23 protein-coding genes are annotated in these 26,869 nt (G+C 67.1%); 10 read left to right on the plus strand and 13 right to left on the minus strand.

All coding sequences use genetic code 11. The features are described 5' to 3' along the window. Positions 1–179 precede the first annotated feature (179 nt). Positions 180–2,318, plus strand: coding sequence for a malate synthase G (locus AC3ISA_RS08745; protein WP_489177576.1), 2,139 nt, complete (start codon positions 180–182; stop codon positions 2,316–2,318). Positions 2,319–2,468: 150 nt separating this feature from the next. Here the strand turns inward: AC3ISA_RS08745 and AC3ISA_RS08750 are convergent, their stop codons facing one another. The 3 genes from AC3ISA_RS08750 to cysD all read right to left on the minus strand — a co-directional run bounded on the left by AC3ISA_RS08750 (position 2,469) and on the right by cysD (position 6,456). After that, positions 2,469–3,506 (minus strand): mechanosensitive ion channel family protein, encoded by a 1,038-nt coding sequence (locus AC3ISA_RS08750; RefSeq protein ID WP_489177577.1) that lies wholly within the window; start codon positions 3,504–3,506, stop codon positions 2,469–2,471. A 68-nt stretch (positions 3,507–3,574) separates the two neighbouring features. Then, positions 3,575–5,488, minus strand: a complete 1,914-nt coding sequence (gene cysN, locus AC3ISA_RS08755) for a sulfate adenylyltransferase subunit CysN (RefSeq protein ID WP_489177578.1) — start codon at positions 5,486–5,488, stop codon at positions 3,575–3,577. Beyond that, on the minus strand, positions 5,488–6,456 hold the full coding sequence (cysD, locus tag AC3ISA_RS08760; protein ID WP_489177579.1) for a sulfate adenylyltransferase subunit CysD: 969 nt from the start codon (positions 6,454–6,456) through the stop codon (positions 5,488–5,490). The genes cysN and cysD overlap by 1 nt, the downstream gene beginning before the upstream one ends. A gap of 148 nt (positions 6,457–6,604) precedes the next feature. Here cysD and AC3ISA_RS08765 point away from each other — a divergent pair, with 148 nt between their 5' ends. Together AC3ISA_RS08765 and AC3ISA_RS08770 are read left to right on the plus strand one after the other, a co-directional pair. Beyond that, positions 6,605–7,156, plus strand: coding sequence for a lipocalin family protein (locus AC3ISA_RS08765; protein ID WP_489177580.1), 552 nt, complete (start codon positions 6,605–6,607; stop codon positions 7,154–7,156). Positions 7,157–7,168: 12 nt separating this feature from the next. Continuing rightward, positions 7,169–8,494 carry a PQQ-dependent sugar dehydrogenase gene (locus AC3ISA_RS08770; protein WP_489177581.1) on the plus strand — a complete coding sequence of 442 codons (1,326 nt, stop codon included), beginning with the start codon at positions 7,169–7,171 and terminating at the stop codon, positions 8,492–8,494. Positions 8,495–8,539: 45 nt separating this feature from the next. Here AC3ISA_RS08770 and AC3ISA_RS08775 read toward each other — a convergent pair whose 3' ends face one another. After that, a complete protein-coding gene (locus AC3ISA_RS08775; protein ID WP_489177582.1) occupies positions 8,540–9,124 on the minus strand; it encodes a hypothetical protein in 585 nt (194 codons plus the stop codon). Positions 9,125–9,455: 331 nt separating this feature from the next. Here AC3ISA_RS08775 and AC3ISA_RS08780 point away from each other — a divergent pair, with 331 nt between their 5' ends. The 6 genes from AC3ISA_RS08780 to AC3ISA_RS08805 all read left to right on the plus strand — a co-directional run bounded on the left by AC3ISA_RS08780 (position 9,456) and on the right by AC3ISA_RS08805 (position 15,500). Then, positions 9,456–11,255 (plus strand): long-chain-acyl-CoA synthetase, encoded by a 1,800-nt coding sequence (locus AC3ISA_RS08780; protein WP_489177583.1) that lies wholly within the window; start codon positions 9,456–9,458, stop codon positions 11,253–11,255. Between the two features lie 84 nt (positions 11,256–11,339). Further along, positions 11,340–12,206, plus strand: a complete 867-nt coding sequence (motA, locus tag AC3ISA_RS08785) for a flagellar motor stator protein MotA (RefSeq protein ID WP_159846706.1) — start codon at positions 11,340–11,342, stop codon at positions 12,204–12,206. A gap of 130 nt (positions 12,207–12,336) precedes the next feature. Beyond that, the gene (locus AC3ISA_RS08790; RefSeq protein WP_489177584.1) at positions 12,337–12,648 is read left to right on the plus strand and encodes a hypothetical protein; all 312 of its coding nucleotides are present in this window, start codon (positions 12,337–12,339) and stop codon (positions 12,646–12,648) included. A gap of 82 nt (positions 12,649–12,730) precedes the next feature. After that, positions 12,731–14,563 carry a tRNA (5-methylaminomethyl-2-thiouridine)(34)-methyltransferase MnmC2 gene (gene mnmC2, locus AC3ISA_RS08795; RefSeq protein ID WP_489177585.1) on the plus strand — a complete coding sequence of 611 codons (1,833 nt, stop codon included), beginning with the start codon at positions 12,731–12,733 and terminating at the stop codon, positions 14,561–14,563. A 25-nt stretch (positions 14,564–14,588) separates the two neighbouring features. Next, positions 14,589–14,972 carry a DUF6491 family protein gene (locus AC3ISA_RS08800; RefSeq protein ID WP_489177586.1) on the plus strand — a complete coding sequence of 128 codons (384 nt, stop codon included), beginning with the start codon at positions 14,589–14,591 and terminating at the stop codon, positions 14,970–14,972. 87 nt (positions 14,973–15,059) lie between these two features. Further along, entirely contained in the window at positions 15,060–15,500 is a 441-nt protein-coding gene (locus AC3ISA_RS08805; protein WP_489177587.1) for a hypothetical protein, read from the plus strand. Between the two features lie 21 nt (positions 15,501–15,521). Here AC3ISA_RS08805 and gyrB read toward each other — a convergent pair whose 3' ends face one another. The 9 genes from gyrB to AC3ISA_RS08850 all read right to left on the minus strand — a co-directional run bounded on the left by gyrB (position 15,522) and on the right by AC3ISA_RS08850 (position 24,197). Next, positions 15,522–17,948, minus strand: a complete 2,427-nt coding sequence (gyrB, locus tag AC3ISA_RS08810; RefSeq protein WP_489177588.1) for a DNA topoisomerase (ATP-hydrolyzing) subunit B — start codon at positions 17,946–17,948, stop codon at positions 15,522–15,524. Between the two features lie 250 nt (positions 17,949–18,198). Continuing rightward, the gene (locus AC3ISA_RS08815; protein WP_489177589.1) at positions 18,199–18,522 is read right to left on the minus strand and encodes a type II toxin-antitoxin system RelE/ParE family toxin; all 324 of its coding nucleotides are present in this window, start codon (positions 18,520–18,522) and stop codon (positions 18,199–18,201) included. Next, positions 18,519–18,758, minus strand: a complete 240-nt coding sequence (locus tag AC3ISA_RS08820; RefSeq protein ID WP_489177590.1) for a ribbon-helix-helix domain-containing protein — start codon at positions 18,756–18,758, stop codon at positions 18,519–18,521. The genes AC3ISA_RS08815 and AC3ISA_RS08820 overlap by 4 nt, the downstream gene beginning before the upstream one ends. Positions 18,759–18,794: 36 nt before the next feature. Next, positions 18,795–19,943, minus strand: coding sequence for a DNA replication/repair protein RecF (recF, locus tag AC3ISA_RS08825; RefSeq protein ID WP_489177591.1), 1,149 nt, complete (start codon positions 19,941–19,943; stop codon positions 18,795–18,797). A 63-nt stretch (positions 19,944–20,006) separates the two neighbouring features. Then, on the minus strand, positions 20,007–20,426 hold the full coding sequence (locus AC3ISA_RS08830) for a hypothetical protein (RefSeq protein ID WP_489177592.1): 420 nt from the start codon (positions 20,424–20,426) through the stop codon (positions 20,007–20,009). A gap of 53 nt (positions 20,427–20,479) precedes the next feature. Continuing rightward, positions 20,480–21,598 carry a DNA polymerase III subunit beta gene (dnaN, locus tag AC3ISA_RS08835; RefSeq protein WP_489177593.1) on the minus strand — a complete coding sequence of 373 codons (1,119 nt, stop codon included), beginning with the start codon at positions 21,596–21,598 and terminating at the stop codon, positions 20,480–20,482. A 108-nt stretch (positions 21,599–21,706) separates the two neighbouring features. Beyond that, on the minus strand, positions 21,707–23,149 hold the full coding sequence (gene dnaA / locus AC3ISA_RS08840; RefSeq protein ID WP_489177594.1) for a chromosomal replication initiator protein DnaA: 1,443 nt from the start codon (positions 23,147–23,149) through the stop codon (positions 21,707–21,709). Positions 23,150–23,650: 501 nt separating this feature from the next. Next, positions 23,651–23,920 carry a 30S ribosomal protein S20 gene (gene rpsT, locus AC3ISA_RS08845; RefSeq protein WP_135194610.1) on the minus strand — a complete coding sequence of 90 codons (270 nt, stop codon included), beginning with the start codon at positions 23,918–23,920 and terminating at the stop codon, positions 23,651–23,653. Positions 23,921–24,038: 118 nt separating this feature from the next. Then, entirely contained in the window at positions 24,039–24,197 is a 159-nt protein-coding gene (locus AC3ISA_RS08850) for a hypothetical protein (RefSeq protein WP_489177595.1), read from the minus strand. A gap of 73 nt (positions 24,198–24,270) precedes the next feature. On the opposite strand from AC3ISA_RS08850, the gene AC3ISA_RS08855 reads away from it, so the two are divergent. Then, the gene (locus AC3ISA_RS08855; protein WP_489177596.1) at positions 24,271–26,772 is read left to right on the plus strand and encodes a TonB-dependent receptor plug domain-containing protein; all 2,502 of its coding nucleotides are present in this window, start codon (positions 24,271–24,273) and stop codon (positions 26,770–26,772) included. Positions 26,773–26,869 lie beyond the last annotated feature (97 nt).

Here is a 26,869-nt window from a genome sequence, read left to right on the forward strand (position 1 = left end):
GCTTGCGGTCCCGTTCACGGACGCGGTTAAGAGTTTCTGACCGGGTGCGGGGCTCGAACGGCCCGCCTTCGACGAAAAGCGACCGCGATGACGCGACGTGACCCTTGCGGAGCGGCGCGGCCTCGGCTTACCTGATCACGCATTGTTACAGGCCGGCGTCGCGCCGGGGAGAGGCCGTCATGACGACCCATGAAGATCGCGCCGGGCTGAAGGTCGCGGGCGAGCTGATCGCCCTGATCGAGCAGGATGTGCTGCCGGGGCTGGGGCTGGATGCGGCGACCTTCTGGGCCGGGGCGGCGAAGATCTTCGAGCAGTTTGCGCCGGAAAACCGGGCGTTGTTGGAACGGCGAGACGCCTTGCAGGCCCAGATCGATGACTGGCATCGGGCGCGGCGAGGCCAGCCCTATGACGTGGGGGCGTCGGAGGCCTTTCTGAGGGAGATCGGCTATCTGGTGCAGGAGCCGGCGGCGTTCGCCATCGGCACCGAAGGCGTGGACGCCGAGATCGCGCAGATGGCCGGGCCGCAGTTGGTCGTGCCGGTGCTGAACGCACGCTTCCTGCTGAACGCCGCCAATGCGCGGTGGGGCAGTCTGTATGACGCCCTGTATGGCACGGACGCCCTGGGCGATCTGCCGGCCGGCGGCGGTTATGACGCGGCGCGCGGGGCGAGGGTGGTGGCGCGGGCCAAGGCCTTCCTGGACGAGGCGGCGCCGCTGGCCGAAGGGTCGCATGTGGACGTGATCGGCTGGTCGGTCATCGACGGCGCACTGTCGCCCGCGTTGAAAGATGCGGGACAGTTCGTCGGGTTTACGGGCGAGGCGGCGTCGCCCGCGTCGATCCTGCTGGCGCACAACGGCATGCACATCGAACTGGTCATTGACCGCAGCCATCCGGTCGGGCGCGGCGATGCGGCGGGTCTGGCGGACGTGGTGCTGGAATCGGCCCTGACGACCATCGTCGATCTGGAGGATTCCGTCGCCGCCGTGGATGCGGCGGACAAGGCCGAGGCCTATCGCAACTGGCTGGGTCTGATGCGGGGCGATCTGTCGGCGACGTTCAGGAAGGGCGGCGAGACCCTGACCCGCGCGCTGGAGCCGGATCGCCAGTGGACGGCGCCGGATGGATCGACGGTGATCCTGAAGGGGCGCAGCCTGCTGTTCGTGCGCAATGTCGGACACCTGATGACCACGCCGGCCATCCGCCTGGCCGACGGGTCGGACGCGCCCGAGGGGATCATGGATGCGATCGTGACCAGTTTGATCGCGCTCTATGACATCAAGGGGCTGGGTGGGTTCGGCAACAGCGCGACGGGCTCGGTCTATATCGTCAAACCCAAGATGCACGGGCCGGACGAGGCGGCCTTCACCGACCGGTTGTTCGATGCGGTCGAGGATCTGCTGGCCCTGCCGCGCCATGCGATCAAGGTCGGGGTGATGGACGAGGAGCGGCGGACATCCGCCAACCTGGCGGCCTGTATCCACGCGGTGAAGGACCGGATCGTCTTCATCAATACCGGCTTTCTGGACCGCACCGGCGACGAGATCCACACCGCCATGCAGGCCGGGCCGGTGGTGCGAAAGGCGGACATCAAGTCCAGCGCCTGGATCGCGGCCTATGAGGCGCGCAACGTCGCCATCGGCCTGAAATGCAGCCTGTCGGGCAGGGCCCAGATCGGCAAGGGCATGTGGGCCGCGCCGGATCGGATGGCCGACATGCTGGAGCAGAAGATCGCCCACCCCCGGACGGGCGCCAACACGGCCTGGACGCCCTCGCCGACGGCGGCGACCCTGCATGCGCTGCACTATCACTCTGTCGATGTGTTCGCCGTGCAGAAGGATGTGGCCGGGCGCGAGACGCCGGGGCTGGAGGCCCTGCTGACCCCGCCGCTGGCTCACGGGGTCAACTGGTCCGAGGACGAGGTGGCGGCCGAGCTGGACAACAACGCCCAGGGCATACTGGGCTATGTGGTGCGCTGGATCGATCAGGGGGTGGGCTGTTCCAAGGTGCCGGACATCCACGACATCGGCCTGATGGAGGACCGGGCGACGCTGAGGATCAGTTCGCAGCATATCGCCAACTGGCTGCTGCACGGGGTCTGCACGGCCGATCAGGTGGAGGCCGCCTTCCTGCGTATGGCCGCCAAGGTCGATGGCCAGAATGCGGGCGACCCGCTGTATCGACCGATGGCGCCGAACCCCGAGGCCAGCCTGGCCTATCAGGCGGCGCGGGCGCTGGTGTTCGAGGGGGTGGCGCAGCCGAACGGCTATACCGAGCCGCTGCTGCACGCCTGGCGGTTGAAGGCGAAGGCGCAACACTAACCCCCTCCCGTCACCCTCGGGCTTGTCCCGAGGGCCTACGGCTGAGGCAGATGCGGGCGTTTGGGGGCGGATCGAGATCGCTGATCCACGTCCTTTACCGTGCGACGGGCGGGTGGGCCCTCGGGACAAGCCCGAGGGTGACGGGTTATTTTAGTCCGTCCGTGCGCTCGGCGCAGCGGGCGTTTCCACCTCGTCGTCGGCCATGACGTCGTCGGCGGCGTCGTTGGCGGTCTGGGCGGTGCGTTGGGGGCGGGTCGGTCGGGGCGGGGCGCCCACGCCATAGCCGAGCCGTTTCAGGGCCTCGTCGCCCTCCAGGCCGAAGGCGGTGCGCAGGCGAAGGTCGGTCTGGGGCACCGGCACCTCGACGCCTGCCGCCTCCAGCGCGTCGGCGATCAGCCAGGTATAGGCCGCGTGCATGGCGGCGGGGCGTTTGACCGCCTCGCGCGTCGGCCAGACCAGCAGTTCGAACGACAGGCCCTTGTCGCCGAACGCCACCAGCCAGACCTGGCTCTTGCGGGCTTCCGTCTCGGGCAGGGTGAAGGGGCTGGCGCGGGCGGCGGCCAGTACGGCGTCGCGGACCCGACCCTTGTCCGATCCATAGGCGACGGAGAAGGGCACATGGATGCGGCGTGTGTCGCCCTTCATGGTCCAGTTGGTGACGGGCTGTTCGATGAAGCGCGAGTTGGGCACCAGGACATTGACGTTGTCGTTGGTGCGGACGCGGGCCGCCCGCGGGCCGATCTCCATGATGGCGCCGCGAATGCCGATGTCCTCAATCTCGATATAGTCGCCGACCGACACCATTCGGTCGAAGATCAGGAACAGGCCGGAAACGAACTCCTTGACCACGCCCTGAAGCCCCAGGCCCACGCCGATGCCCAGGGCGCCGGCAAAGACCGTCAGGGACGACAGGTTCAGCCCCGCCGCCGACAGGGCCGACATGATGCCCACGACGATGATGGCGTACCCGGCCAGACGCTCCAGCAGATAGACGGCTTGGCGGCTGCGATCCGCACGCTCGCGCAGTCGGCGCAGCGACCGCGTCACCAGCCAGTGGGCGGCGAAGGCGACCAGCAGAATCACCCCGGCGCTGATCAGCCCGCCGATCGTCAGATTCATCCCGGCGATCCGCGCGACCTGCGACTGTTCCAGGGCGGCGAGGTCCAGTTGTCGGATCGGATTGGTCATCGGCCTCTAGAGCGTGTGTCGAACGGTCAAGGTTCCAAGGTGACCTAGCCGCGACCCACCGCCAAGGGTCAGATGCTGAAATCATCGGTCGAGAACCGGCCGTCCAGCCAGGCGACGATCCGCTCGGCGGCGTCTTCGGGCGACATGGTGGTGGTGTCCACGACGATCTCGGGGCGTTCGGGGGCTTCGTAGGGGCTGTCGATGCCGGTGAAGTTCTTCAACTCGCCCGCGCGCGCCTTTTTATACAGACCCTTCACGTCGCGGGCCTCGGCGACCGCCAGGGGGGTGTCAACATGGACCTCGACGAACTCGCCATCTCCCAGCAGATCGCGGGCCATACGGCGCTCGGCGCGGAAGGGCGAGATGAAGCTGACCAGGACGATCAGGCCGGCGTCCACCATCAGTTTCGACACCTCGGCGACGCGGCGGATGTTCTCGACCCGGTCCTCCTCGGTGAAGCCCAGGTCGCGGTTCAGGCCGTGGCGGACATTGTCGCCGTCCAGCAGGGTGGTGTGGCGACCGTCGGCGTGCAGCCGCTTTTCCACCAGGTCGGCGATGGTGGATTTACCGGCGCCGGACAGGCCGGTCAGCCAGATGACGCGGCCCTTCTGGTTCTTGATCGCGGCGCGCGCGGCCTTGTCCACCGACAGGGCCTGCCAGTGGATGTTGTGGGCGCGACGCAGGGCGAAGTTCAGCAGGCCCGCCCCGACCGTGCGGTTCGAGATCCGGTCGATCAGGATGAAGCCGCCCAGGTCCTTGTTCTGGCTGTAGGGGGCGAAAGCGACGGGGGTGTCCAGCGACAGGTTGCAGACGCCGATCTCGTTCAGCTCCAGACGCTTGGCCGGCTGTTGCTCCAGGGTGTTGACGTTCACCTTGTGCTTGGGCTCGGTGATGGTGGCGCCGACCAGTTTGGCGCCGATCTTGAGCAGGTAGGGACGGCCCGGCAACAGCGGCTCGTCGTCCATCCAGACCACGGTGGCCTCGAACTGATCGGCGGCCTCGGGCGGGGCGTCGGCTGAAGCCAGGACGTCGCCGCGCGAGACGTCGATCTCGTCGGCCAGGGTCAGGGTGATCGACTGGCCGGCGACGGCTTGATCCAGGTCGCCGTCGGCGGTGACGATGCGGGCGACAATCGAGGTCTTGCCTGACGGCAGGACGCGGACGGGATCGCCGGTGCGCACGTTTCCGGCGGCGATCTGGCCGGAGAAGCCGCGGAAGTCGAGATTGGGCCGGTTGACCCATTGGACCGGCAGGCGGAACGGATCGGCCTGAAGATCGTCCCCAACCTCCAGCGTTTCCAGCAGGCTCATCAGCGGCGGACCGGCGTACCAGGGCGAATGATTGCTGGCCTCAGTGATGTTGTCGCCACGCAGGGCGGACATCGGAATGGCGTCGAAGCCCTTCAGCCCGATCTGACCGGCGAAGGCGGAAAAGTCGGCGACGATGGCGTCGAACACATCCTGCGACCAGCCCATCAGGTCCATCTTGTTCACCGCCAGAATGACGTGACGGATGCCCAGCAGGCTGACCAGATAGGCGTGGCGACGCGTCTGGGTCAGGACGCCGCGACGGGCGTCGATCAGGATGACGGCGGCGTCGGCGGTCGAGGCGCCGGTGACCATGTTGCGGGTGTACTGCTCGTGGCCGGGCGTGTCGGCGACGATGAATTTGCGCTTTTCGGTAGAGAAGAAGCGATAGGCCACGTCGATGGTGATGCCCTGTTCGCGCTCGGCGGCGAGGCCATCGACCAGCAGGGCGAAGTCGATGTCGCCGCCTTGCGTGCCGACGCGGCGGCTGTCCGCCTCCAGCGCCGCCATCTGATCCTCGAAGATCATCTTGGAATCGTAGAGCAGCCGGCCGATCAGGGTAGACTTGCCGTCGTCCACGCTGCCGCAGGTGATGAAGCGCAGCAGGCTCTTGTGCTGGTGGGCGTCCAGATAGGCGTCGATGTCGCGGGCGATGAGGTCGGACTGGTGGGCCATCAGAAATAGCCCTCCTGCTTCTTCTTCTCCATCGAGGCGGACTGGTCGTGGTCGATCATCCGTCCCTGCCGCTCGGACGTGGTGGTCAGCAACATTTCCTGAATGACCTCGGGCAGGGTCGCGGCCGTGCTCTCGACCGCCCCGGTCAGGGGGTAGCAGCCCAGGGTGCGGAAGCGGACTGACTTCATCTGCGGCGTCTCGCCGGGCCGCAGCCGGAACCGGTCGTCGTCGACCATGATCAGGGCGCCGTCACGCTCGACCACCGGCCGTTCGGCGGCGAGGTAGAGGGGCACGATCGGGATCTGTTCCAGATGGATGTATTGCCAGACATCCAGCTCGGTCCAGTTGGAGATGGGGAAGACGCGGATACTCTCGCCGGGCCGTTTCCTGGTGTTGTAGAGCCGCCAAAGCTCGGGCCGCTGGTTCTTGGGATCCCAGCGATGCTCGGCCGTGCGGAACGAGAAGATCCTCTCCTTGGCCCGGGACTTCTCCTCGTCGCGCCGGGCGCCGCCGAAGGCTGCGTCGAAGCCGTGCAGGGTCAGGGCCTGTTTCAGCCCCTCGGTCTTCCAGAGGTCCGTATGCAAGGCCGAGCCGTGGTCGAACGGATTGATGCCACGCGCCACGGCCTCCGGGTTCTGATGGACCAGTAGTTCGACGCCCAGATCGGCCGCCGCCTGTTCGCGCAGGGCGTACATGGCGCGGAACTTCCACGTCGTGTCGACGTGCAGCAGAGGGAAGGGCGGCTTTGAAGGATAGAAGGCCTTGCGCGCCAGATGCAGCATCACGGCCGAGTCCTTGCCGATCGAATACAGCATGACCGGGCGCTCGGACTCGGCCGCCACCTCGCGCAGGATGTGGATGCTCTCGGCCTCCAGCCGCTGAAGGTGGGTCAGGCGTGCGGGGGGCAGGGTGAGGCTGTTTCTGGTCAGGGTGGCGATATTCACCGAGGCGTCTCCGTCGAACGCCATGTGACAACGCCAATGCGCGCCAGGGGACAAGCGAGGGTTACTGTCGTCCGCTGTGAGATTTTCGGCCCGCGGCGTCCGATTTCTGCGCCGGAACGTAACGGAACCAGGATCGCCGAAAGCGGCTTATGGCTTCAAAACGGAAACGCTCATGTCCAGCCTGAAATCCTTGATGGCCTCGGCCGTCGCCGCTGTCGCCCTGGCCGGTTGCGTCACGGCCCCGTCTCCTTCCGAATATCGCGCGCCCCAGCCCGCCAAGCCGGTCGATGTCCAGCGTCTGTGGTCCGGGCGCTGGCACGAGATCGCGCGTCTGCCGGATCGGTTGACCGACGGCTGCGTGGCGGGAGCGTCCATCTATACGCCGGTGGAGGGCATGCGCGTCGATGTGCGCGACACCTGTCAGGTCGACACGCCTCAGGGCAAGGAAAAGGCCATTGGCGGACGGGGCGAAATCCTGGACCCCGGCACGAACGCAAAACTGAGGGTCAAGTATCTGGCCGGGTTCGTGACCTGGGATTACTGGGTGCTGGACCGGGCGGACGACTATAGCTGGTTCATCTCGGCCGATCCGACGTTCGAGCGCCTGTTCATCTATACGCGCGAGTTGCCCAGCGCGGCGCAGGTTCGCAGCCTGACCGAACGGGCGCGCGCCTTGGGCTATGATGTCAATCGGCTGGAGTTCCCCGCCCAACCCCCTCGCTGAGGCTTCGCGATCATGTCCGCCCTGTTCAAGTCCGTTCTCGCATCCACCGCAGCGGCGGCGGTGATGGGGCTGGCGGCCTGTGGCGGCGAGGCGGCCTTGCCGCCCGAGGCCGGGTTCGGCGCCAATCCGCAACTGCCCGCGCCGCGTCAGGGTTTGTTTCCAACGGTCAATATCGCGCCTGCGGCAAGCTGGCCTCAAGGGGTGACGCCGGTCGCGGCGGCGGGACTGCGGGTACAGGCGTTCGCGGCGGGGCTGGATCATCCGCGCTGGCTCTATCGACTGCCCAACGGCGACATCCTGGTTGCGGAGTCCAATGCGCCGCCCAAGCCTGAGGACAAGAAGGGCGGTCTGCGCGGCTGGGTGATGGGCAAGGTCATGGGCAAGGCGGGCGCCGGCGTGCCTAGCCCGAACCGGATCGTCCTGCTGCGCGACGCCGATGGCGATGGAGTCGCGGAGACGAAGACGGATTTCCTGACCGGCCTGAACTCGCCTTTCGGCATGGCCCTGGTCGGGGACCGGCTGTACGTCGCCAACGCCGATGCGGTGGTGGCCTTCCCCTATCGGACAGGAGAGACGCGCATCGACGCCGCCGCGACCAAGGTCACGGATCTGCCGGCCGGTCGCAATCACCACTGGACCAAGAGCCTGGTCGCCAGTCCTGACGGGCGGCGTCTGTATGTCGGGGTCGGCTCCAACTCGAACGTCGGCGAGAACGGCCTGGACGAAGAGGTGGATCGCGCCGCCATCCTGGAGATCGATCCGGCGACGGGCGCGCGGCGCATCTATGCCTCGGGCCTGCGCAATCCGGTCGGCATGGACTGGAACCCGCAGACCGGGAAGCTGTGGGTGGCGGTCAATGAACGCGACGAGATCGGCGACGATCTGGCGCCCGACTATATGACCTCGGTGACGCCGGGCGGCTTCTATGGTTGGCCGTGGAGCTATTATGGTCAGCACGTCGATGTGCGGCCGCCGGCCAATCCGGAGATGGTCGCGCGCGCGATCCGGCCGGATTATGCGCTAGGCGCCCATACCGCCTCGTTGGGGCTGATGTTCGGGCAAGGGGCGGCATTGTTGCCGTCGGCGTGGCGGAACGGGGCTTTCGTCGGTCAGCACGGGTCGTGGAACCGCAGCGTGCGCAGCGGTTACAAGGTGATCTTCGTGCCCTTCGTGGACGGTCGCCCGGCCGGCCCGCCGCAGGATGTGCTGACTGGATTCTTGAACGCACAGGGTCAGGCGCAGGGGCGGCCCGTCGGGGTTCAGATTGACCGGCTTGGCGCGCTGTTGGTCGCCGACGACGTGGGCAATGTCATCTGGCGCGTGACGGCGGGCGCATAAAAAAGCCCCGACCGAAGCCGGGGCTCTTCTTCACTTGGACCGCGATCAGTTCAGCGGTTGAACCGTGATCGACGGGGCGGTCGGTTGAGCCGGCGTAGTCACGACCGGAACCGGCGACGGGGCCGCAGTAGGCGCGGTGTTCAGCTGGCTGGTGCTGGCCGCGGGGCTGGCCGGGGCCGCATAAGGCTGAGGACCAGTCGGCGCGGCGGGCGTCTCGACGCGAGCGGCGGCCGGGCGTTCAACAGCCGAGGCGGCGCGACGGGCGACCGGCTCGGCGCGCGGTTCAGCACGACGGGCGACCGGCGCGGGCGCAGCGGGAGTCGGCGCGACGGTCGGGGCCGGAGCGGTCTCCATCGAAGCGGCCGGCATTACGGGCGTCTCGGCGGCGGTCATCGCGGCGGGTGCGGTCTGCATCGCAGGGGCCGCAGCCTCGGCAGCCGGCGCGGGCGCCGCCTGTTCGCCGCCACCCATCACCATGGCGACGCCGCTGCCCAGCAGCACGACGGCGCCGATCGGGGCCAGTATCATCCAGGTCTTCACCGACTTCTTGGCCCTGGTGTTGCGGGCGTAGCGCGGCACGAAGGCGGTGTCCTCGGTGCGGGCTTCGGTCTCGGCGTTGGCGTAGGTCATCGACATTGTTTCTGTCCTCCATAACGTTGATCAACCAACCCGCCGTCTCGCAACGTCGTTCCGCCGTCGGCGCAAAAGCCCCGAAGAAACACCCTTCTCGCCCGGAATGCGGCGACAACCGCGCCATTTACGGCAGGATCGGCGGGGAATGCGGCAATAAAAAGCAGGCGCCGCCTCTGGATTTCCCCGGCGTCAACAGAACAAATGGGTCACGGCTGACGCCAATCCGTCGGGTGCGCGAGGGATCGCGGACGGCGCGGTTGACCCGACGCCCCCCCTTCGTCCATCACCGGGCCGGGTGGAACACGCATTGACCGGAGGCACGGCGCGCATGGGTTTTGTAGCGAATATCCGTCGGGACGTCCGGTTCGCTCGCGGCCTGTTCCGCCTGCTCAAGCGCATCAAGCCGATCGAGCTGGACAGCGATGTCCTGCTCTGTGACGACTTCGAAGAGGCGGTGGACAAGTTCGCCGACAATATCGCCATCGACGACGGTCAGCGCACCGTGACCTATCGCGACCTGGACGCCATGGCGAACCGCTTCGCCCACTGGGCCAAGAACCGGGGCCTGCGTCGCAGCGACACCATCGCCCTGATGATGACCAACAGGATCGAATATCTGGCGGCGTGGATCGGTTTCTCCAAGGTCGGCATCGCCACGGCCCTGATCAACACCAATCTGAACGGGCAGGGGCTGGCCCACTGTCTGGCCATCTCGAACGCCTTCAACGTCGTCGCCGACGAGGACTGCTGGCGCCAGATCGAGGAGGCGCGACCTCTGGTCGATCACAATCTGGCGCTCTGGGTGCTGGGCCTGCCCGACGATCTGGAGACCAGCGACCGGCGTGGGCTGGACAAGCCCGTGCGCGGCGGCTCGTCGGTGCGGCCGTCCAAGTCGGCGCGCGAGGGTCTGACCAACCGCGACACCGCCCTTTATATCTACACCTCCGGCACGACGGGCCTGCCCAAGGCGGCGCGCATCCCGCATTCGCGCGCCCGGACCTATATGCGCGCCTTCGCCGGCGCGACACGTTCGACGCCCGAGGATCGGATCTTCAACGTCCTGCCGCTGTATCACTCGACCGGCGGTCTGGTCGGGGTGGGCGCGGCCCTGTTGAACGGCGCGCGGCTGGTGATCCGCAAGAAGTTCTCGGCCAGCACCTTCTGGCCCGACGTGCAGTCGTCGGGCGCGACCATGTTCGTCTATATCGGCGAGCTGTGCCGCTATCTGGTCAACTGTCCGCCGCACGAGGACGAGACCAAGCACAAGCTGCGACTAGCGTTCGGCAACGGCTTGCGCGCCGATGTCTGGCCCGACTTCCAGAGCCGGTTCCGCATCCCCGAGATCCTTGAGTTCTACGGCTCGACCGAGGGCAATGTCTCGTTGTTCAACTTCGACGGCAAACAGGGCGCCATCGGCCGCGTGCCCGGTTTCCTGAAGTCGCAGATCAACATCCGCCTGGTCGAGTTCGACGTGGACACCGAACAGCCCATTCGCGGCTCCGACGGCCTGTGCCGCCTGGCGCGCGTGGGCGAGGTGGGCGAGGCCATCGGTCTGATCGGCAACGACATCCGCCACGACTTCTCGGGCTATGCCGACAAGGCCGCGTCGCAGAAGAAGATCCTGACCGACGTGTTCAAGAAGGGCGACCGCTGGTTCCGCACCGGCGACCTGATGAAACAGGACGACGAGGGCTATTTCTACTTCGTGGACCGGATGGGCGACACCTTCCGCTGGAAGGGCGAGAACGTCTCGACCTCCGAGGTCGAACAGGTGCTGATGGATGCGCCCGGCGTGACCGAGGCCATCGTCTATGGCGTGCCGGTGCCGGCCCAGGACGGCAAGGCGGGGATGGCGGCCCTGGTGGTCGAGGGCAAGTTCGACGCCCAGGCCTTCTCCGACCATGTCGAGGCCAAGCTGCCGGCCTATGCCCAGCCGGTGTTCCTGCGCTTGATCAAGTCGGCGGAAACGACCGGCACGTTCAAATACAGGAAGGCCGATCTGGTCGCGGACGGCTTCGATCCTGAAAAGACGGGGACGGCGCTTTACGTGCGCGGCGGCAAGGCCGGGTATCAGAAGCTGACGGCGGCGGCGCGCACCGCGATCCTGAACGGCGAAGGTCGCATCTGAGGTCAGGAGACGGCGTTCGCGAAACGCCGTCTTAATGATTAACGGCGATAGTCCAGGCCTCTCGCGTCAGGATCGTTCGCTTTCATGTTCCAGATCATCGGCATCGTGCTGCTGTTCGGCCTCGTCTTCGGCAGCTACGCCATATCCGGCGGCAAGTTCGAAGTGATCCTGCACGCCGCGCCCCACGAACTGATGGCGATCGGCGGCGCGGGCATCGCGGCCTTCATGATCTCCAACTCCATGACCGTGATCAAAGGGTCCATGGGGGGGCTGGGCAAATGCTTCGCCGGACCCAAGTGGAAGAAGCAGGACTACAAGGATCTGTTGTCGCTGCTGTTCCAACTGACCAAGACCATGAAGTCCAAGGGCGTCGTGGCGCTGGAAAGCCATATCGAAAAGCCCAAGGAATCGGCCATCTTCCAGAAGTACCCCAAGGTGCTGAAGGACCATTTCGCCGTCGACTTCATCTGCGACACCCTGCGGATGATGACGATGAACCTGGAGGATCCGCACCAGGTCGAGGACGCGATGGAAAAGCAGCTGGAAAAGCACCACCACGAGCATCTCGAAAACGCCCACGCCCTTCAGACCCTGGCCGACGGCCTGCCCGCGCTGGGCATCGTCGCGGCCGTGCTGGGCGTCATCAAGACCATGGGCTCGATCACCGAGCCGCCCGAGGTGCTGGGCACCATGATCGGCGGCGCCCTGGTCGGCACCTTCATGGGCGTGTTCCTGGCCTACGGCCTGGTCGGCCCGTTCGCCGCGCGCCTGACCGCGATCATCAATGAGGAAGCGGCCTACTACAAGATCATCCAGTCGGTGCTGGTGGCCCACCTGCACGGCAACGCCGCCCAGATCTCGGTCGAGATCGGCCGTGGCGACATTCCCTCGTCCGCCCAGCCGTCGTTCGGCGAGATGGAAGAGACGCTGAACAACATCACCGCCGACTGAGAGTCGCGGCTGCGGCGCGACGCCGCTTCGATCGCGCCTTGCCTGATCGTAACTTGCCCTCACGCGCAAGGCGGCCCTATCGTTGCGGTGCGGGGCGTGCAGCCTCGCGCAAGCCTTCGGAGAAGTCCTCATGCGTATCAAAGCCCTCGTCGCCGCATCGGCTGCGGTCCTGGTCCTGGCCGCTTGCAGCAAGGCGCCTGAAGAAAAGGCCGAGGCTCCCGCGACCGACGCGGTCGAGGCTGCCGGCACCGCCGAGGAAGCGGCCCTGACGGTCGATCAAGCCGCCAAGGACGCCGAGGCCGCCGCCAACCAGGCCATTCAGAACGACACCGCCGCCACCACGGCCCCGGCCGCAACGACGATGCAGGGCGCGGACGCGTCCGCCGCTGCGCCGTCCCCCGCCGCCCCCGCCGAACCGCCGCACGCGCCCGCCGCCCACTAGGTTCGCCTGCAAGCCATCGATCAGGCCGCCTCGAACGAGGCGGCCTTTTTCGTCTTTGCGACGAAGGTGCTAGAGCCGGGCCATGATCTCCGATGACGACGCCTCGCCGCAGTTGACCTGGACCGAAGAGGGCGAGCCGCGCTCGGGCCGGTTCGGGGATGTCTATTTCTCGCGCGACGACGGGCTGGCGGAAACGCGCGCGGTGTTCCTGGACGGCTGCGGCCTGCCGGACGCCTGGGCCGGGCGGGCCTGTTTCACCGTGGCGGAGCTGGGGTTCGGCACGGGTCTGAACATCGCCGCCCTGCTGAACCTGTGGCGGCGGACCCGGCCCGAGGGCGGGCGGCTGCATATCTTCTCCATCGAGGGTTTTCCGCTGGCGGCGGCCGAGGCGGCGCGGGCGCTGGGCGCCTGGCCGGAGTTGGCGCAGGCGACGCAGGCGCTGATCGACGCCTGGCCGTCCGCGACGCCGGGGTTTCACCGTGTGGACCTGCCGGGCTTCGACGCCGTGCTTGACCTCGCGGTCGGGGACGCGGCCTGGGCGTTGGAGCAGTGGTCGGGGGCGGCCGACGCCTGGTTCCTGGACGGTTTCTCTCCGGCGCTGAACCCCGGCATGTGGTCGCCCCAGGTGATGGCCCTGATCGCCGCCCGATCTGCGCCGGGTGCGCGCCTCGCGACCTTCACCGTCGCCGGGGCTGTGCGACGGGGTTTGGCCGAGCACGGCTTCATCGTCGAGAAACGTCCCGGTCATGGTCGCAAGCGCGAGCGGCTGGAGGCGCGTCTGCCGTCGGTCTTTGCGCCTGCGCCGATTCCCAGCATCGCCGTGATCGGCGCAGGCGTGGCGGGAGCATCTGTGGTGCGCGCCCTGAGGGACCAAGGCGTCCGGGCCGTGGTGTTCGAGGCCGAACGGCCGGGCGCGGGCGGATCTGGCTTTCCAGCGGCCCTGGTCACGCCGCGCCTGGATGCGGGCGACACTGGCATCGCCGCCCTGCATGCCCAGGCGCTGGGGCGGGCGGGACATCTGTATGCCGCGACGCCGGACGCCGTGACGGGTCATGGGGTGCTGCAACTGCCCCAGGCGCCGCGCGATGCGGCCCGGTTCGAAAAGATCGCGTGCCAGTCGATCTGGGCCGAGGGCGCGATGGTCGTGCTGGACGAAGACGCGGCCGCGACCCTGGCGGGCGAGACGACGGGGCAGGGCGGTCTGTCGATGAAGGGCGCCTGTGCGGTGCGTCCCGCCGCCGTGCTGTCGGACTGGCTGGGCGATGCGGACATGCGCTCGGAACGGGTGACGAAGCTGAAGCGGATCGACGGCCGCTGGAGGCTGTTCGGCGAAGCAGACGCGGTGCTGGCCGAGGTCGATGCGGTGTTGATGGCCGGCGGTTGGGGATCGGCCGCCCTGCTGGATGGGCATGATCCGGCGCCGCGCCTGACGCCTGTGCGGGGTCAGGCGGATTGGGTGGAGGGCGACGTGGTTACCCATCCCATGGCCTGGGGCGGCTATGCGGTCCCGACCGGCCATGGCGTGCTCTATGGCGCGACGCATGACCGAGGCGACACCGACACGACGCCGCGTGACGACGACAGCGCGAGAAACCTGGCGACCTTGCGGGCGCGTCTGCCGGGTCTGGCCGACAAGATCGAGGCGGCGGGACAGGCGCAAAGCCGCGCCGCGATCCGCGCCACGACGCCGGATCGTCTGCCCCTGGCGGGCGCTTTGGACGACGGTCTCTATCTGCTGGGCGGGCTGGGGTCGCGTGGCTTCTGCGTGGCGCCGGTGTTGGCGGAGCATGTCGCCGCCCTGATCCTGAACCGACCTTCGCCCCTGCCGCGCGATCTGGCGGCGCGCGTTTCGCCGCACCGGTCGGCGGTCGTCGGCAATCCCCTTGCACCCCCGTCGCCGGCGAGCGCAGGATGAGCGGGGGCTGCTTCGGGAGCCAAGCATGCATCGTCTCATCCTGTCCTCGGCCGCCGTCCTGGCGCTGTCGGCCTGTGCGCCATCGCCCGGCGCGGCGACGGCCAGCCGCGTCGACGCCACCCAATGTTTCCGGCCCAGCCTGGTGCGGAACTTCACCGCCCCCAACGACCAGACCCTGTATGTTCGTACGTCCAGTTCGGACGTGTTTCAGATCGACAGCACCTTCTGCCGCGACATGACCCGCGCCCTGTCGGTCGCGCTGGAGCCGCTCTCTGGATCGAACCTGTGCGTCGGCGATCAGGCGACCCTGCGCAGCCCGGCGACCGGGCCTCAGCCGTGCCGCGTCCGCATCGCCAGGAAGTTGACGGCCGAAGAGATCGCGGCCCTGCCCTCGCGGGATCGGCCCTGATCGGAAAACCGCTGCTGGACCGTCAGGGAGATTGAATTCTTCCGCGCTCGGGTATGAAATGATCGTCTTGCCTGGGGAGGGAAGAGAATGATCAGAACAATCGGTCTTGCAGCGATAATGGCGACGGCCGCCCTGGCGTCGCCCGTGGCGGCGGAAAGCTGGGCCGCGTTTTCGCGCAGCGACGCCACCGTCTATCTCGTCGATCTGGACGGCCTGACGCCGGTGGACGGCGTGGCGACGACGCGGATGGCGCGGGTGCCGACGCACGGCGACGTGGCCAATCTGAGCCATGAGACCGAAGAGGTGATGGTGCGGTGTTCGGACGGCCAGTCGCGCTCAGGCGCGACGGTGACCTATGGGGCGGACGGCGCCGAAACCGACCGCTATTCCGAGGACACGCCGTGGGAGGCGACGCCCAGCGGCGGCATCTACGGCGGCATCAAATCCTTCGCCTGCGAGGAGATGCGGCCCCAGAACACGGCGTTTCCGACGATTGCGGCCTTCATCGCGGGCGGACGCGGCCAGTAGGCCGCGCCGCCCCTTTCGCCATCAGACGTCGACGGCGGCGTCCAGGGCGTTTTCCTGGATGAACTCGCGGCGGGGTTCGACCACGTCGCCCATCAGTTTGGCGAACAGGTCGTTGGCGTCTTCCTCGTGCTCGACCGAGACCTGCAGCAGGGTGCGGGCGTTGACGTCCAGCGTCGTCTCCCACAGCTGCTCGGGGTTCATCTCGCCCAGACCCTTGTAACGCTGGATCGACAGGCCCTTCTTGCCGGCGTCCAGCACGGCGTTCAGCAGGTCCAGCGGCCCACGAATGGTCGTGGACTTGTCTTTGCGGCGGTATGTGGCGGGGGCGACGAAGACGCCCTCGAACGCCTGGGCGCGTTCGGCCAGACGGCGCGCGTCCAGCGAACGGATCAGGGTCTCTTCCAGCACGATGGTCTCCTGCACCGCGCGACGGGTGCGGGTGAAGACCACGGCGCCCTGTTCGCCCGGCGCGCCGGTCCAGTCGCCGTCGCCCTCTTCGGCATAGAGGTTCAGGCGCACGGCGGCGGCGGCCGATGCGGTCGCGGTATCCGAGTTCTCGGCGAACAGGCCGGCCAGGGCCGCCTGTTCGATGGCGAAGGCCGGGGCGCGCTGGCTGAGGCGATCGACGCTGGCGCTGAAGGCCTTGGCCTCGCGCACCAGGGATTGCAGGTCCAGACCCAGGCGACGCTCGCCGGTGGACATGTCCAGCTCGGCCTCGGACGAGCCTTCCTCGATCAGGTAGGAGTCCATCTCGGACTGGTCCTTGAGGTAGCGGGACTGCTTGCCCTTGGCGACCTTGTAGAGCGGCGGCTGGGCGATATAGACGTGGCCGCGCGTGATCAGCTCGGGCATCTGACGATAGAAGAAGGTCAGCAGCAGGGTGCGGATGTGGGCGCCGTCGACGTCGGCGTCGGCCATCAGGATGATCTTGTGATAGCGCAGCTTGTCGGCGTTGAAGTCGTCGCGGCCGATGCCTGTGCCCAGCGCCAGGATCAGCGTCCCGATCAGTTCCGACGACAGCATCCGGTCGAAGCGGGCGCGCTCGACGTTCAGGATCTTGCCGCGCAGGGGCAGGACGGCCTGGTTCTCGCGGTTGCGCGCCTGTTTGGCTGAACCGCCGGCGGAGTCGCCCTCGACGATGAACAGTTCGGACTTGGCGGGATCGCGTTCCTGGCAGTCGGCCAGCTTGCCCGGCAGGCTGCTGATTTCGAGCGCCGACTTGCGGCGGGTCAGGTCGCGGGCCTTGCGGGCGGCTTCACGCGCGGACGCCGCCTCGATGATCTTGGCGACGACCTGCTTGGCCTCGACCGGGTGTTCCTCGAACCATTGCGACAGACCCTCGGAGCACAGGCCCTCGACCGCCGGGCGCACTTCGGACGAGACCAGCTTGTCCTTGGTCTGGCTCGAAAACTTGGGATCCGGCACCTTGACCGACAGGACGCAGGTCAGGCCCTCGCGGGCATCCTCGCCGGTGACGGAGACCTTCTCCTTCTTGCCGGCGCCCGAACTCTCGATATAGCCGCCCATGATGCGGGTCAGGCTGGCGCGGAAGGCCGACAGGTGGGTGCCGCCATCCCGCTGGGGGATGTTGTTGGTAAAGCACAACATCGTCTCGTGGTAGCTGTCGTTCCACCACAGGGCGAGATCGATCTCGATCCCTTCCTTCTTGCCGCGAATGACGATGACGTCCTTCAGGATCGGCGTCTTGGACTTGTCCAGATGGCGCACGAAGGCTTCGACCCCGCCCTCGTAGTGCAGGATCATCTCGACCGGCTCGGCGTGGCGCTGGTCGGCCAGCTTGATGACCACGCCCGAGTTCAGGAAGGCCAGTTCTCGCAGGCGATGCTCCAGCGTCTTCAGGTCGAAATCGATATGGCTGAAGGTCGTGACGGACGGATAGAAGGTGACCTCGGTACCGCTCAGGGCCTTGCCGGTGTCCTCGCGGATCGGGGCGTCGCCGGTGATCTCCAGCGACTTGACCGTGTCGCCGCGCTCGAAGCGCATCTGGTGCGCCTTGCCGTCGCGATAGATCTTCAGCTCCAGCCAGTCGGACAGGGCGTTGACGACGGACACGCCCACGCCGTGCAGACCGCCCGAGACCTTGTAGGAATTCTGATCGAACTTACCGCCCGCGTGCAGCTGGGTCATGATGACCTCGGCCGCCGAGACGCCTTCGCCCTCGTGGATGCCAGTGGGAATGCCGCGGCCGTTGTCGGTCACGGTGACCGAGCCGTCGGCGTTCAGGATGACCTGGACCAGGTCCGCGTGGCCGGCCAGGGCCTCGTCGATGGCATTGTCCACCACCTCATAGACCATGTGGTGCAGGCCGGAGCCGTCGTCGGTGTCGCCGATATACATGCCAGGGCGTTTGCGCACGGCGTCCAGGCCTTTGAGAACCTTGATGGAATCGGCGCCGTATTCGGGCATGTCGGCAATCGGATCGGTCATGAAGTCATTGGCTCTGAAGTCCCGACCGGGACGGGGATGGAGCGCCGAACAGAGCGCTCGAATCGACCACGGGATCGCACCGCGCCGAAGCCCGCAACATATAGGAAATTTGACGGGAATTGCGAGCGAAACGGTCGTTGGGGCGGGGTTTCTGCGGCCTCTTGCCGACGACCCAAAGCCCGTCCTCGTCTGCTGGTTCTAGGGAGAGAGACAACGACACGATGTTCGCCGGCGCCGAAGCGGCCTGGCTTCAATGTGTGCTTGTCGACAAGGCCTTGCCGAGGTCTCGCTGAGCATGAAGAACGCGCCAGATGTCGATGACGCCATTCCCGGCCTGATAGCAGATCAGGTAGGGGAAACCCGCGATGGGCCACGTCCGAAGACCATTGAGTCCGAGCGCGGCGCCCACAAGGGGCGACCCGGCTTCCGGCGCATGAGCGAGACGGTCATAGGCCTTGGCCAAGGCGTCGACGAACCGATCCGCGATCTTCTCGCTCGCCTCCATGGCGTAGTAGTCCACCGTCTCCTCGACATCGCGTGCGGCAGCGAGCCGAGGCGAAACCGAGAAGATCACTTGGCCGCGTGTTGGCGGATGCGTTCTCGCAGGCGCTCGAAATAGGCGGCATCGACAGGTCGGCCCTGCCCGGAGTCTCGACCTTCGATCAGCATGTCGCGGACACGCTGCTTATCCTGCTCCAACTGCACCAGAGCCAGGACGTAGTCGCTGTCGGCGGTCAGGCCCTGATCGGCGACCTGAGCGTCGATGAAAGCCTTCAATGAATCCGACAGGGAAAGGGTCATCGTCGCCATGGGCCGAGGATAACGGAACGGCGAACCGTCGGCAATCTAGTCGCTTTCCAGCGCGCCGCCGGTGACGCGGACGAACTGGGCGCGGCCTTCCAGACCCGCGAACAGGCCGCGTTCGGTGCCGGTCATGAAGGCCTGGAGATCGAGGGCGACGATCTCTTCGAACAGGGCGGCGCGGCGGCGTTCGTCGAGGTGGGCGGGGGCTTCGTCCAGCAGCAGGACGGGGCGGGCGGCCCCGGCGACGGCCCCCGTCCCGACATGATCCGACAGGCGGGTGATCTGGGCCAGGATCAGGTTCAGGACCAGGGCCTTCTGCTCGCCCGACGACCCCTCGGCGGCTGGGCGCTGTTTCTCGCGATGGATGGCCGTCAGGTCGGTGCGGTGCGGCCCGAACAGGGAGCGTCCGGCGGCGCCGTCGCGGGCGCGGGCCTTGGCCAGGCCTTCGCGGATGGCGGCGGCGATCTCGTCTTCCTCGGCGCCCGCTTCGGCCATCCGTTCGGCGGCGCCGTCCAGGCCCAGGTCGGCCTGGGGGAAGGGGCGGTCGCGGCGGGCGTCGATGGCGGCCTGGAGCGCGTGCAGGGCGGCGACGCGGGCGATGGCCGCACGGGCGCCGGCCTCGCCCAGGCGAAGCTCCAGGGCGTCCAGCCAGACGGGGTCGGCCTCGCGTCCGTCCTGGGCGTCGTTCAGCAGGCGCAGCCGTTCGCGCAGAGCCTTCTCATAGATCGAGACGCTGGCGGCGTGATCGGGATCGGCCGCGAACACCAGCCTGTCGAAGAACTTCAGCCGCTCGGCCCGCGCGTCGGAAAACAGCCGGTCCTGCTCGGGCGTGGCCCAGACGGGGCGCAGATAATCGAGCAACCGCCCCGGCTGCGCCGTCTCGCCGTCGATCCGCACGATGCGCCGCGCCGCGCCGGCCGTCTGGACGCCGGTGCCCAGACGGGTCTCGTCGTCCAGTTCGACCATGACAGCCCAGGCGCGGCCGACCGCCTCGCCGGGCTCGCGCCGGCCCATCTCGGCGGCCGTAGCCCCGCGCAACCCCTTGCCGGGGGTCAGCAGGCTGATCGCCTCCAGCAGATTGGTCTTTCCCGCCCCGTTCGGCCCATGCAGCACCACAGGCCCGGAGGTCATCTCCAGCCGCGCGCCCGCATAGGAGCGGAAGTCGGTGAGGGTGAGGGAGGTGAGGCTCAATCTATCCGCTCATCCCGGCGGAAGCCGGGACCCAGTCGGGCTGCCCCGCCGATATGCGCGGTATCATGTTCCGTATCGAGCTTTCCAAACGTGGAGCTCTTCGAGCAGTGCTTCGGCCTTCAGTTCGTATGAAGGCATCAGGCGGCCATCGGCCTCGGAAGGCAGACCGCGGAAAACCCAGAGGCCGAAGTTCTCACGCCGCGGCTGATCAACCAAAGCATACAAAACGTAGCCATAAAGAGGGGTGCGAAGAACCCAAAATCTGTCGATTGCGCTCCATCGCATCAATGGCCGCCGCTTCAGTCCGTCGATCTGAAAACCATCTTCGGAGAGAATTAGGTTGGCGGGAAACAGAGCGCTCAACGCCATGCGGATGGCGATCCACGCTGCCAGCGCGAACCAGATCCAGCCGATTGTCGACACCAACCCATCTTCCAACCCGATCAATTGGAAGGCCGCCCATGCGCACAGCGCAAAGAACACAGCTCGCAAAACGAACGGTAGCCGTTTGATCGCTATGACGCGCCGTTGCCGGCTCACACCCGCAGCGGCATCAGCACATACTGGACGCCCGGATCGGCCGGATCGAGGACCAAGGTCGGCGAAGCCGGGTCGGCGAAGCGGAAGGCGGCGTTTTCGCCGGTGATCTGGCCGGCGACGTCCAGCAGGTAGCGGGCGTTGAAGCCGATCTCGAACGGCTCGTCGGAATAGCCGATCTCGACCTCTTCCTCGGCCTGGCCGGCTTCCATGTTGCGCACGGTCAGCTTCACCCGGTCGTTGTCGAAGGCCAGTTTCACCGAACGGCTCTTCTCGGCCGAGATGGTGGCGACGCGGTCGACGGCCTTGGCGAACAGGGCGTTGTCAATGTCGGCCTGTTTGTCGTTGCCCTTGGGAATGACGCGCAGATAGTCGGGGAAGGCGCCGTCGATCACCTTGGACGTCAGGGACGCTTCGCCCATCTGGAAACGGATCTTCTGGGCCGAGACGGTGACCTCTACGGGTGCGCCCGCGTCGTCCAGCAGGCGACGGACCTGATCCACGGTTTTGCGCGGCACGATCACGCCGGGGCCGCCGGCCGCGCCTTCGGGCGCCGGGGTCTCGGCCAGGGCCAGGCGGTGGCCATCGGTGGCGACGGCGCGCAGCAGGGGCACGCCGGCCTCCGACACCGTGTGCAGATACAGGCCGTTCAGATAGTAGCGGGTTTCCTCGGTCGAGACCGCGAAACGGGTCTTGTCGATCAGGCGGGCCAGGTCTTCCTTGGGCATGACGTAGGAGGCGCCGGCGCTGTCGGTGGACATGACGGGGAAGTCGCCCGCCGGCAGGACCGGCAGGTTGAATCGCGACCGGCCGGCCGAGACGACCAGGCGGGGATCGTCGCCCGAATAGAGCAGCGAGACCTCGGCGCCTTCCGGCAGCTTGCGCACGATTTCGTACAGGGTGTGGGCGGGGGCCGTGATCTGGCCCTCGACCTGAACCTGGGCCTCGGCCTCGTCCACCATCTCCATGTCCAGATCGGTGGCCGCGAAGGCCAGCCGGTCACGACCTGCGGACAGCAGGACGTTGGACAGGATCGGAATGGTGTTTCGACGTTCGACGACGCTCTGCACGTGGCCCAGGGCCTTGAGGAGCGCGGATCGTTCGATGGTCAGCTGCATATCGTCTCGCCCGGCGCGGCCGATTCGCAGATGGCCGCGGTTAAGTGACCTTGGACACTAGCGGATTGCGCGGCGGGAGCAACGGGTCAGTCCCGCTGCTCCACAGCTTCAACCGCGCAGCTTGCGCGTCAGGGCCTCGACGTCGCGGGCGATCTGGTCGTCCTGCGGCATCAGTTCCTCGATCTTGCGCACGCCATGCAGGACCGTGGTGTGGTCGCGCCCGCCGAAACGACGGCCGATGTCGGGGTAGGAGCGGGTCGTGTGCTGCTTGCAAAGATACATGGCGATCTGGCGGGGGCGGGCCACCGCACGGGTGCGGCGCTCGCTCAGCAGGTCGGCCTGTTTCATGTTGAAGTGGTCGGCGACCGTCTTCTGGATCTCGTCCACGGTGATGCGGCGCTCGGGTCCGCCGCGCAGGGCGGCGCCCAGCAGGATCGAGGCCTCGTCCACCGAGACGGCCGACAGGCGCGAGCCGGCGGCGGCGGCCAAGGTGTTCACGGCGCCCTCAAGCTCGCGCATCGAGCCGGGGGTGCGGTCCACCAGCTGGGCCAGAACCTCGGGGTTGGCCTCGCCCTGGACGACGCCCAGGGCCGACAGGGCCTTGAGACGGTTCTGGGCCACGGCGATCTTCAGCTCGCGGTCGCCCGCCTCGACCGGGCAGGTCAGGCCGGCGGCGAGATGGCTGCGCAGGCGCGGCTCGACCTCGGTCAGGGCCATCGGCGCGCGGTCGGCCGAGAAGACGATGCGTTTGCCGTCCTCGATCAGGGCCGTCAGGGTCGAGAGCAGTTCTTCCTGGGTGCTCGTCTTGCCGCCCACGAACTGGACGTCGTCCAGCAGCAGCATGTCGGCCGAACGCAGGCTTTCCTTGAAGGCGGCGGTCGAGCGGTCCTGCATCGCCTTGACGAAGGTCGACAGGAAGCGCTCTGCGGTCAGATAGACCACCTTGGCCTCGGGCCGCAGGCGCTGGGCCTCCCAGGCGATGGCGTTCAGCAGGTGGGTCTTGCCGTAGCCGTAGGGGCCGCAGAAGAAGACGGGGTTGAAATGGCCGTCGGCCCAGCTGGCGACCTGTTTGGCGATGGCCAGGGCGAAGGCGTTGCCCTGACCCTCCACGAAGCTGTCGAAGGTCAGGCGGTCCTGCAGGCCGGCGGCGCGCACGGCGCGGGCCCCATCGGCGCTAATATGGGCGGCGCTGATCGGGGCGGCGGGAGCGATATGGGGCGTGGAGGCGAAGGCGGCGAGACGCGGGGCGGCGTCCACCACATTGCCGGCCATAACGGCCGAGGCCGGCGGGGCCGAACCCACTTCGGCGCGGCAACGCACCTCAAGGCGACGGTTTAGGCCGTCCAGGCCCAGCCACAGCTCGTTCATGCGGCGCAGGGCGTTCTTGCGCACCCAGTCGCGGGCATAGGCGGTGGGCGTGACCAGGATCAGATGGCCGGCGTTGTCCAGACGGACCGCCGACGGGGCGATATAGGACGAGAAAGGGCCGTCGCCGATCTCGGCGCGCAGGCGCACGGACGCCTCGCTCCAGATGCGGTCCGGGTCCGTCATTCCCGACGTATTCGTTCCGCCCGCCATCGCCGTTGCGCCCCCAACCATCTTGCCCGCCCAGTTCAAAACCAAAATCCGACCTTCCGCGGCTTCAGGGCGATGGTTCAGGGACGACTTCTCCTGCGCCGAAAAGCGATGCTTTTCGGACGGGGTCGAACCTCTGGACAGACATCTCCCGCCAACGCGAAACCTGAGCCTCGCGCCGTCTTCATCCGTGCTGGGATGGAAGTGCGTTAGAGGCCAAAACTTACGCTGCGAGCCGGGTGGGTCAACGCTGATTCGTTGGTCGATTCGCAGTTAAATTGTTTGACTCCGTCAAACCCTGATCCTGCTTGGAATTTCTGGCGAACTGCTGCTCGACGAGCGCGGATTTCAAAATTGCACCTTAGCGACACAACGCAAAACGGCGAAGGAGCTTGCGCGCCTTCGCCGTTGATATTGCTTTATAATCCCACAACGAAACAGCGACAGCTGCTCCGTCTGCGTCGGATTAAATTTGGCTCAGGCGGCCGACAGCTTCTTTAGCTGGGCGGCCAGGCGCGACACCTTGCGCGAGCCGGTGTTCTTGTGAACGACGCCCTTGGAGACTGCGCGCATCAGCTCGGATTGAGCTTCAACGAAAGCGGTCTTGGCGACGGCGGCGTCGCCACCGGCCAGAGCTTCCTGGAACTTGCGCAGATAGGTGCGGACGCGCGAACGGCGCGCCTTGTTCACTTCGGTACGCGCTTCGATCTTGCGGATCGCCTTGCGGGCGCCGGGGTTGTTGGCCATGTCAAACCTTCGAACGGAAAACGCCGCGGAGCACACGTCCACGGCGCGGAAATCTCAAGAGGGCGGGCCTATAGCCGAAAGCCCGGAGGCGGTCAACGCGGAGTCTTCCTTGATCGACTCACGGGTTGGTCGACGGCGAACCCGGATGTCGTCGCACAACGCGCCTTTCGGGCGGCGTTTCAAACGCACCACGATCATGTTCAACGTTCCAGAACGCCAATTCCTTCGCGGCTTTTTTCGCGGTGTTGAACGGGTGCAACGCTTTCTGAAACTTCATGAATTGGGTCGTTTTCCGGCCATGTTTGTGCCGTCCCACGGGGGTCTGAAACCTTCTCCCGGATCGTCGTTCCATGACCCAGACCGCGCTTCTCCTGCTTGCGCTGGCCCCCACCGCCGGTGTCGTTCAACCTGCCCAGCCCCAGGTGCAACAGGAAGAGCCCACGACGGTGCTGCCTGATGTCGAGGTCACGGCGGCGCGGCGCGGCGTGGCCCTGGGCGGGCAGGAGCCGATCGTTTCCTATGACGCCGCCCAGATCCAGGCGTTCGGCGCGACCAACATCGGCGAACTGGTCACGCTGCTGGAAGCTCAGACCCGCAGCGCGCGTGGCGGCTCGCCGGTCTTCCTGGTCAATGGGCGTCGCATCTCGGGCTTCCGCGAGATCCGCGGCATCCCGCCCGAGGCCATCGACCGTTTCGACGTCCTGCCGGAAGAGACGGCGCTGTCCTATGGCTACAGCGCCAATCAGCGGGTGGTGAACATCGTCCTGAAGCCGGACTTCACGTCCCTGACCGCCTCGGTCAACGTCAGCCGGCCCGAGCAGGGCGGCCGCACCACGACCGCCAGCGAGAACAACGTCCTGAGCATCGCCGGGACCGACCGCTGGTCGCTGGACATCAACGGCACGACCGCCAACACCCTGTTCGAGACCGAGCGCGACATCGACCGCAGCGACACGGCGGGCGGCGGCGCGAACGGTCAGGAGGCGATCGCCTATCGCACCCTGTTGCCCAAGACGGCGCAGGCGTCGGTGGCCGGCACATACAAGCATGATCTGAACGACAAGATCGGGATGACGCTGAGCGGCAGTGTCGAGGACGCAAGCAACCTCAGCTACCAGGGCCTGCCCGGCGTGAGCCTGAACGTGCCGGGGACCAATCCGTTTTCGCCGTCGGGCGCAGACGCGGTCCTGTTCCGCTATCTGAACCTGCCGGGCGCCCTGACGCGCGAGACCGACACGCGCACCGCCGAACTGGGCACGGTGTTCGACGGCTATGTGGGCGACTGGCGCTGGACGGCGACGGGGGAGTACAGCCGCGTCGAGACCGACACCTCGGTTGGGCGGGGCGTGGACGAAATCGCACTTCAGGCCGCAGTGACGGCCGGCGACCTGACGGTCAATCCCTTCGGCGACCTGACCGGCCGGGCCACGGTGAGCCCGCGCGACACCGCGAACTCGGTGGCCCAGAGCGCGACGGCCGAACTGGTGCTCAACGGCCGCCCGTACGAGCTGCCGGCGGGCGACATCACCTCGACCTTCAAGGTCGGCGCCGGCTATCAGTCGCTGGACTCCGAGAGCGTGCGTTCGGGCGTCGCCGTGGATCGGTCGCAGTCGCGCAACTCGGGCAGCGTCCAGGCCAACATCGACCTGCCGATCTCCAGTGTCGAGCGGGGCATCCTACCCAGGATCGGCGACCTGTCGGCCAATCTGAACCTGGCCTACGAGGAACTGTCCGACTTCGGCGGCGTGTCGTCGCTCGGCGCGGGCCTGAACTGGACGCCGGTCGAACGGCTGTCGCTGTCGGCCAACTATTCCGACGAAGGCAAGGCGCCCACCGTCCAGCAGTTGAACGATCCGACGGTGTCGACGCCCAACACCCCGGTCTTCGACTTCCGCAACAGCCAGACGGTCGAGATCAACCAGATCACCGGCGGCGATCCCAATCTGAAGGCCGAGGATCGGCGTATCCTCAAGCTGGGCGTGAACTGGCAGCCGATGTCGGCCAGGGATTTCCGGCTGAACCTGGCCTATACCCGCACCGAGGCGGACGACGAGATCTCCAGCTTCCCCACGATCACGCCCGACCTTGAAGCGGCCCTGCCGGATCGGTTCGTGCGCGACGCCGACGGCAATCTGCTGTCCATCGACGCCCGCCCGCTGAACTTCTTCAAGCGCGAGCAGCAGGATGTTCAGTGGGGCTTCAACTTCTCGCGCCCCTTCGGCAAGGCCGACCCTGCCCTGGCCGCAACGGGGCCAGGCGGACGCCCAGGCGGCGGCATGATGATGGGCGGCGGCCCACGCGGCCATGGAGGCCCCGGCGGCGGTGGTCGGCTTCGCGGCTCCGGTGGGCCGGGGATGCAGCCGGGCCAGGGCATGTTCAACCTGTCGCTGACCCACACCTGGCGCGTCCAGGACGAGGTCGTGATCCGCGAGGGTCTGGCGCCGCTGGACCTGTTGAACGGCGACTCCATCTCCGGCTCGGGCGGACAGTCGCGCCATGAGGTCCAGCTTCAGACCGGCCTGTTCAAGAACGGGCTGGGCGCCTTCGTCAACGCCAACTGGCGTGCGGGCACGACGGTCAACGGCGACGCCTTGGGTTCGCCCGATCTGGACTTCTCGGGACGGACGACGGTCAACCTGTTCGCCTTCGCCGACCTGACCCAGCGCACGTCGTGGGTCGAACGTTTCCCGATCCTGAAGGGAACGCGGATCGGCTTCGGGGTTCAGAACATCTTTGACGACCGGGTTTCGGTGACCAGCAGCGACGGGGCCACGCCGGTCAACTATCAGCGGGACTATCTGGACCCGCAGGGGCGAGTGTTCCGCATCAACCTGCGCAAGATCCTGTTCTAGGCGACAAGGGCGAAGGATGGGGCGCGCGCTGCGGCCCGCCCTACGGCCAGACGGTCGCCAGCGCGATCATCACGACGGCGGCGGCAAGCGCCAAGGG

The sequence above is a fragment of the Brevundimonas sp. KH_058 genome, from assembly GCF_057838505.1.

What these genes read in the sequence shown, in the direction of transcription:
- AC3ISA_RS08745 (WP_489177576.1), top strand. Translation starts at nt 180, where the DNA reads ATGACGACCCATGAAGATCGCGCCGGGCTGAAGGTCGCGGGCGAGCTG.
- AC3ISA_RS08750 (WP_489177577.1), bottom strand. Translation starts at nt 3,506, where the DNA reads ATGACCAATCCGATCCGACAACTGGACCTCGCCGCCCTGGAACAGTCG.
- cysN (WP_489177578.1), bottom strand. Translation starts at nt 5,488, where the DNA reads ATGGCCCACCAGTCCGACCTCATCGCCCGCGACATCGACGCCTATCTG.
- cysD (WP_489177579.1), bottom strand. Translation starts at nt 6,456, where the DNA reads ATGGCGTTCGACGGAGACGCCTCGGTGAATATCGCCACCCTGACCAGA.
- AC3ISA_RS08765 (WP_489177580.1), top strand. Translation starts at nt 6,605, where the DNA reads ATGTCCAGCCTGAAATCCTTGATGGCCTCGGCCGTCGCCGCTGTCGCC.
- AC3ISA_RS08770 (WP_489177581.1), top strand. Translation starts at nt 7,169, where the DNA reads ATGTCCGCCCTGTTCAAGTCCGTTCTCGCATCCACCGCAGCGGCGGCG.
- AC3ISA_RS08775 (WP_489177582.1), bottom strand. Translation starts at nt 9,124, where the DNA reads ATGACCTACGCCAACGCCGAGACCGAAGCCCGCACCGAGGACACCGCC.
- AC3ISA_RS08780 (WP_489177583.1), top strand. Translation starts at nt 9,456, where the DNA reads ATGGGTTTTGTAGCGAATATCCGTCGGGACGTCCGGTTCGCTCGCGGC.
- motA (WP_159846706.1), top strand. Translation starts at nt 11,340, where the DNA reads ATGTTCCAGATCATCGGCATCGTGCTGCTGTTCGGCCTCGTCTTCGGC.
- AC3ISA_RS08790 (WP_489177584.1), top strand. Translation starts at nt 12,337, where the DNA reads ATGCGTATCAAAGCCCTCGTCGCCGCATCGGCTGCGGTCCTGGTCCTG.
- mnmC2 (WP_489177585.1), top strand. Translation starts at nt 12,731, where the DNA reads ATGATCTCCGATGACGACGCCTCGCCGCAGTTGACCTGGACCGAAGAG.
- AC3ISA_RS08800 (WP_489177586.1), top strand. Translation starts at nt 14,589, where the DNA reads ATGCATCGTCTCATCCTGTCCTCGGCCGCCGTCCTGGCGCTGTCGGCC.
- AC3ISA_RS08805 (WP_489177587.1), top strand. Translation starts at nt 15,060, where the DNA reads ATGATCAGAACAATCGGTCTTGCAGCGATAATGGCGACGGCCGCCCTG.
- gyrB (WP_489177588.1), bottom strand. Translation starts at nt 17,948, where the DNA reads ATGACCGATCCGATTGCCGACATGCCCGAATACGGCGCCGATTCCATC.
- AC3ISA_RS08820 (WP_489177590.1), bottom strand. Translation starts at nt 18,758, where the DNA reads ATGGCGACGATGACCCTTTCCCTGTCGGATTCATTGAAGGCTTTCATC.
- dnaN (WP_489177593.1), bottom strand. Translation starts at nt 21,598, where the DNA reads ATGCAGCTGACCATCGAACGATCCGCGCTCCTCAAGGCCCTGGGCCAC.
- dnaA (WP_489177594.1), bottom strand. Translation starts at nt 23,149, where the DNA reads ATGACGGACCCGGACCGCATCTGGAGCGAGGCGTCCGTGCGCCTGCGC.
- rpsT (WP_135194610.1), bottom strand. Translation starts at nt 23,920, where the DNA reads ATGGCCAACAACCCCGGCGCCCGCAAGGCGATCCGCAAGATCGAAGCG.
- AC3ISA_RS08850 (WP_489177595.1), bottom strand. Translation starts at nt 24,197, where the DNA reads ATGAAGTTTCAGAAAGCGTTGCACCCGTTCAACACCGCGAAAAAAGCC.
- AC3ISA_RS08855 (WP_489177596.1), top strand. Translation starts at nt 24,271, where the DNA reads ATGACCCAGACCGCGCTTCTCCTGCTTGCGCTGGCCCCCACCGCCGGT.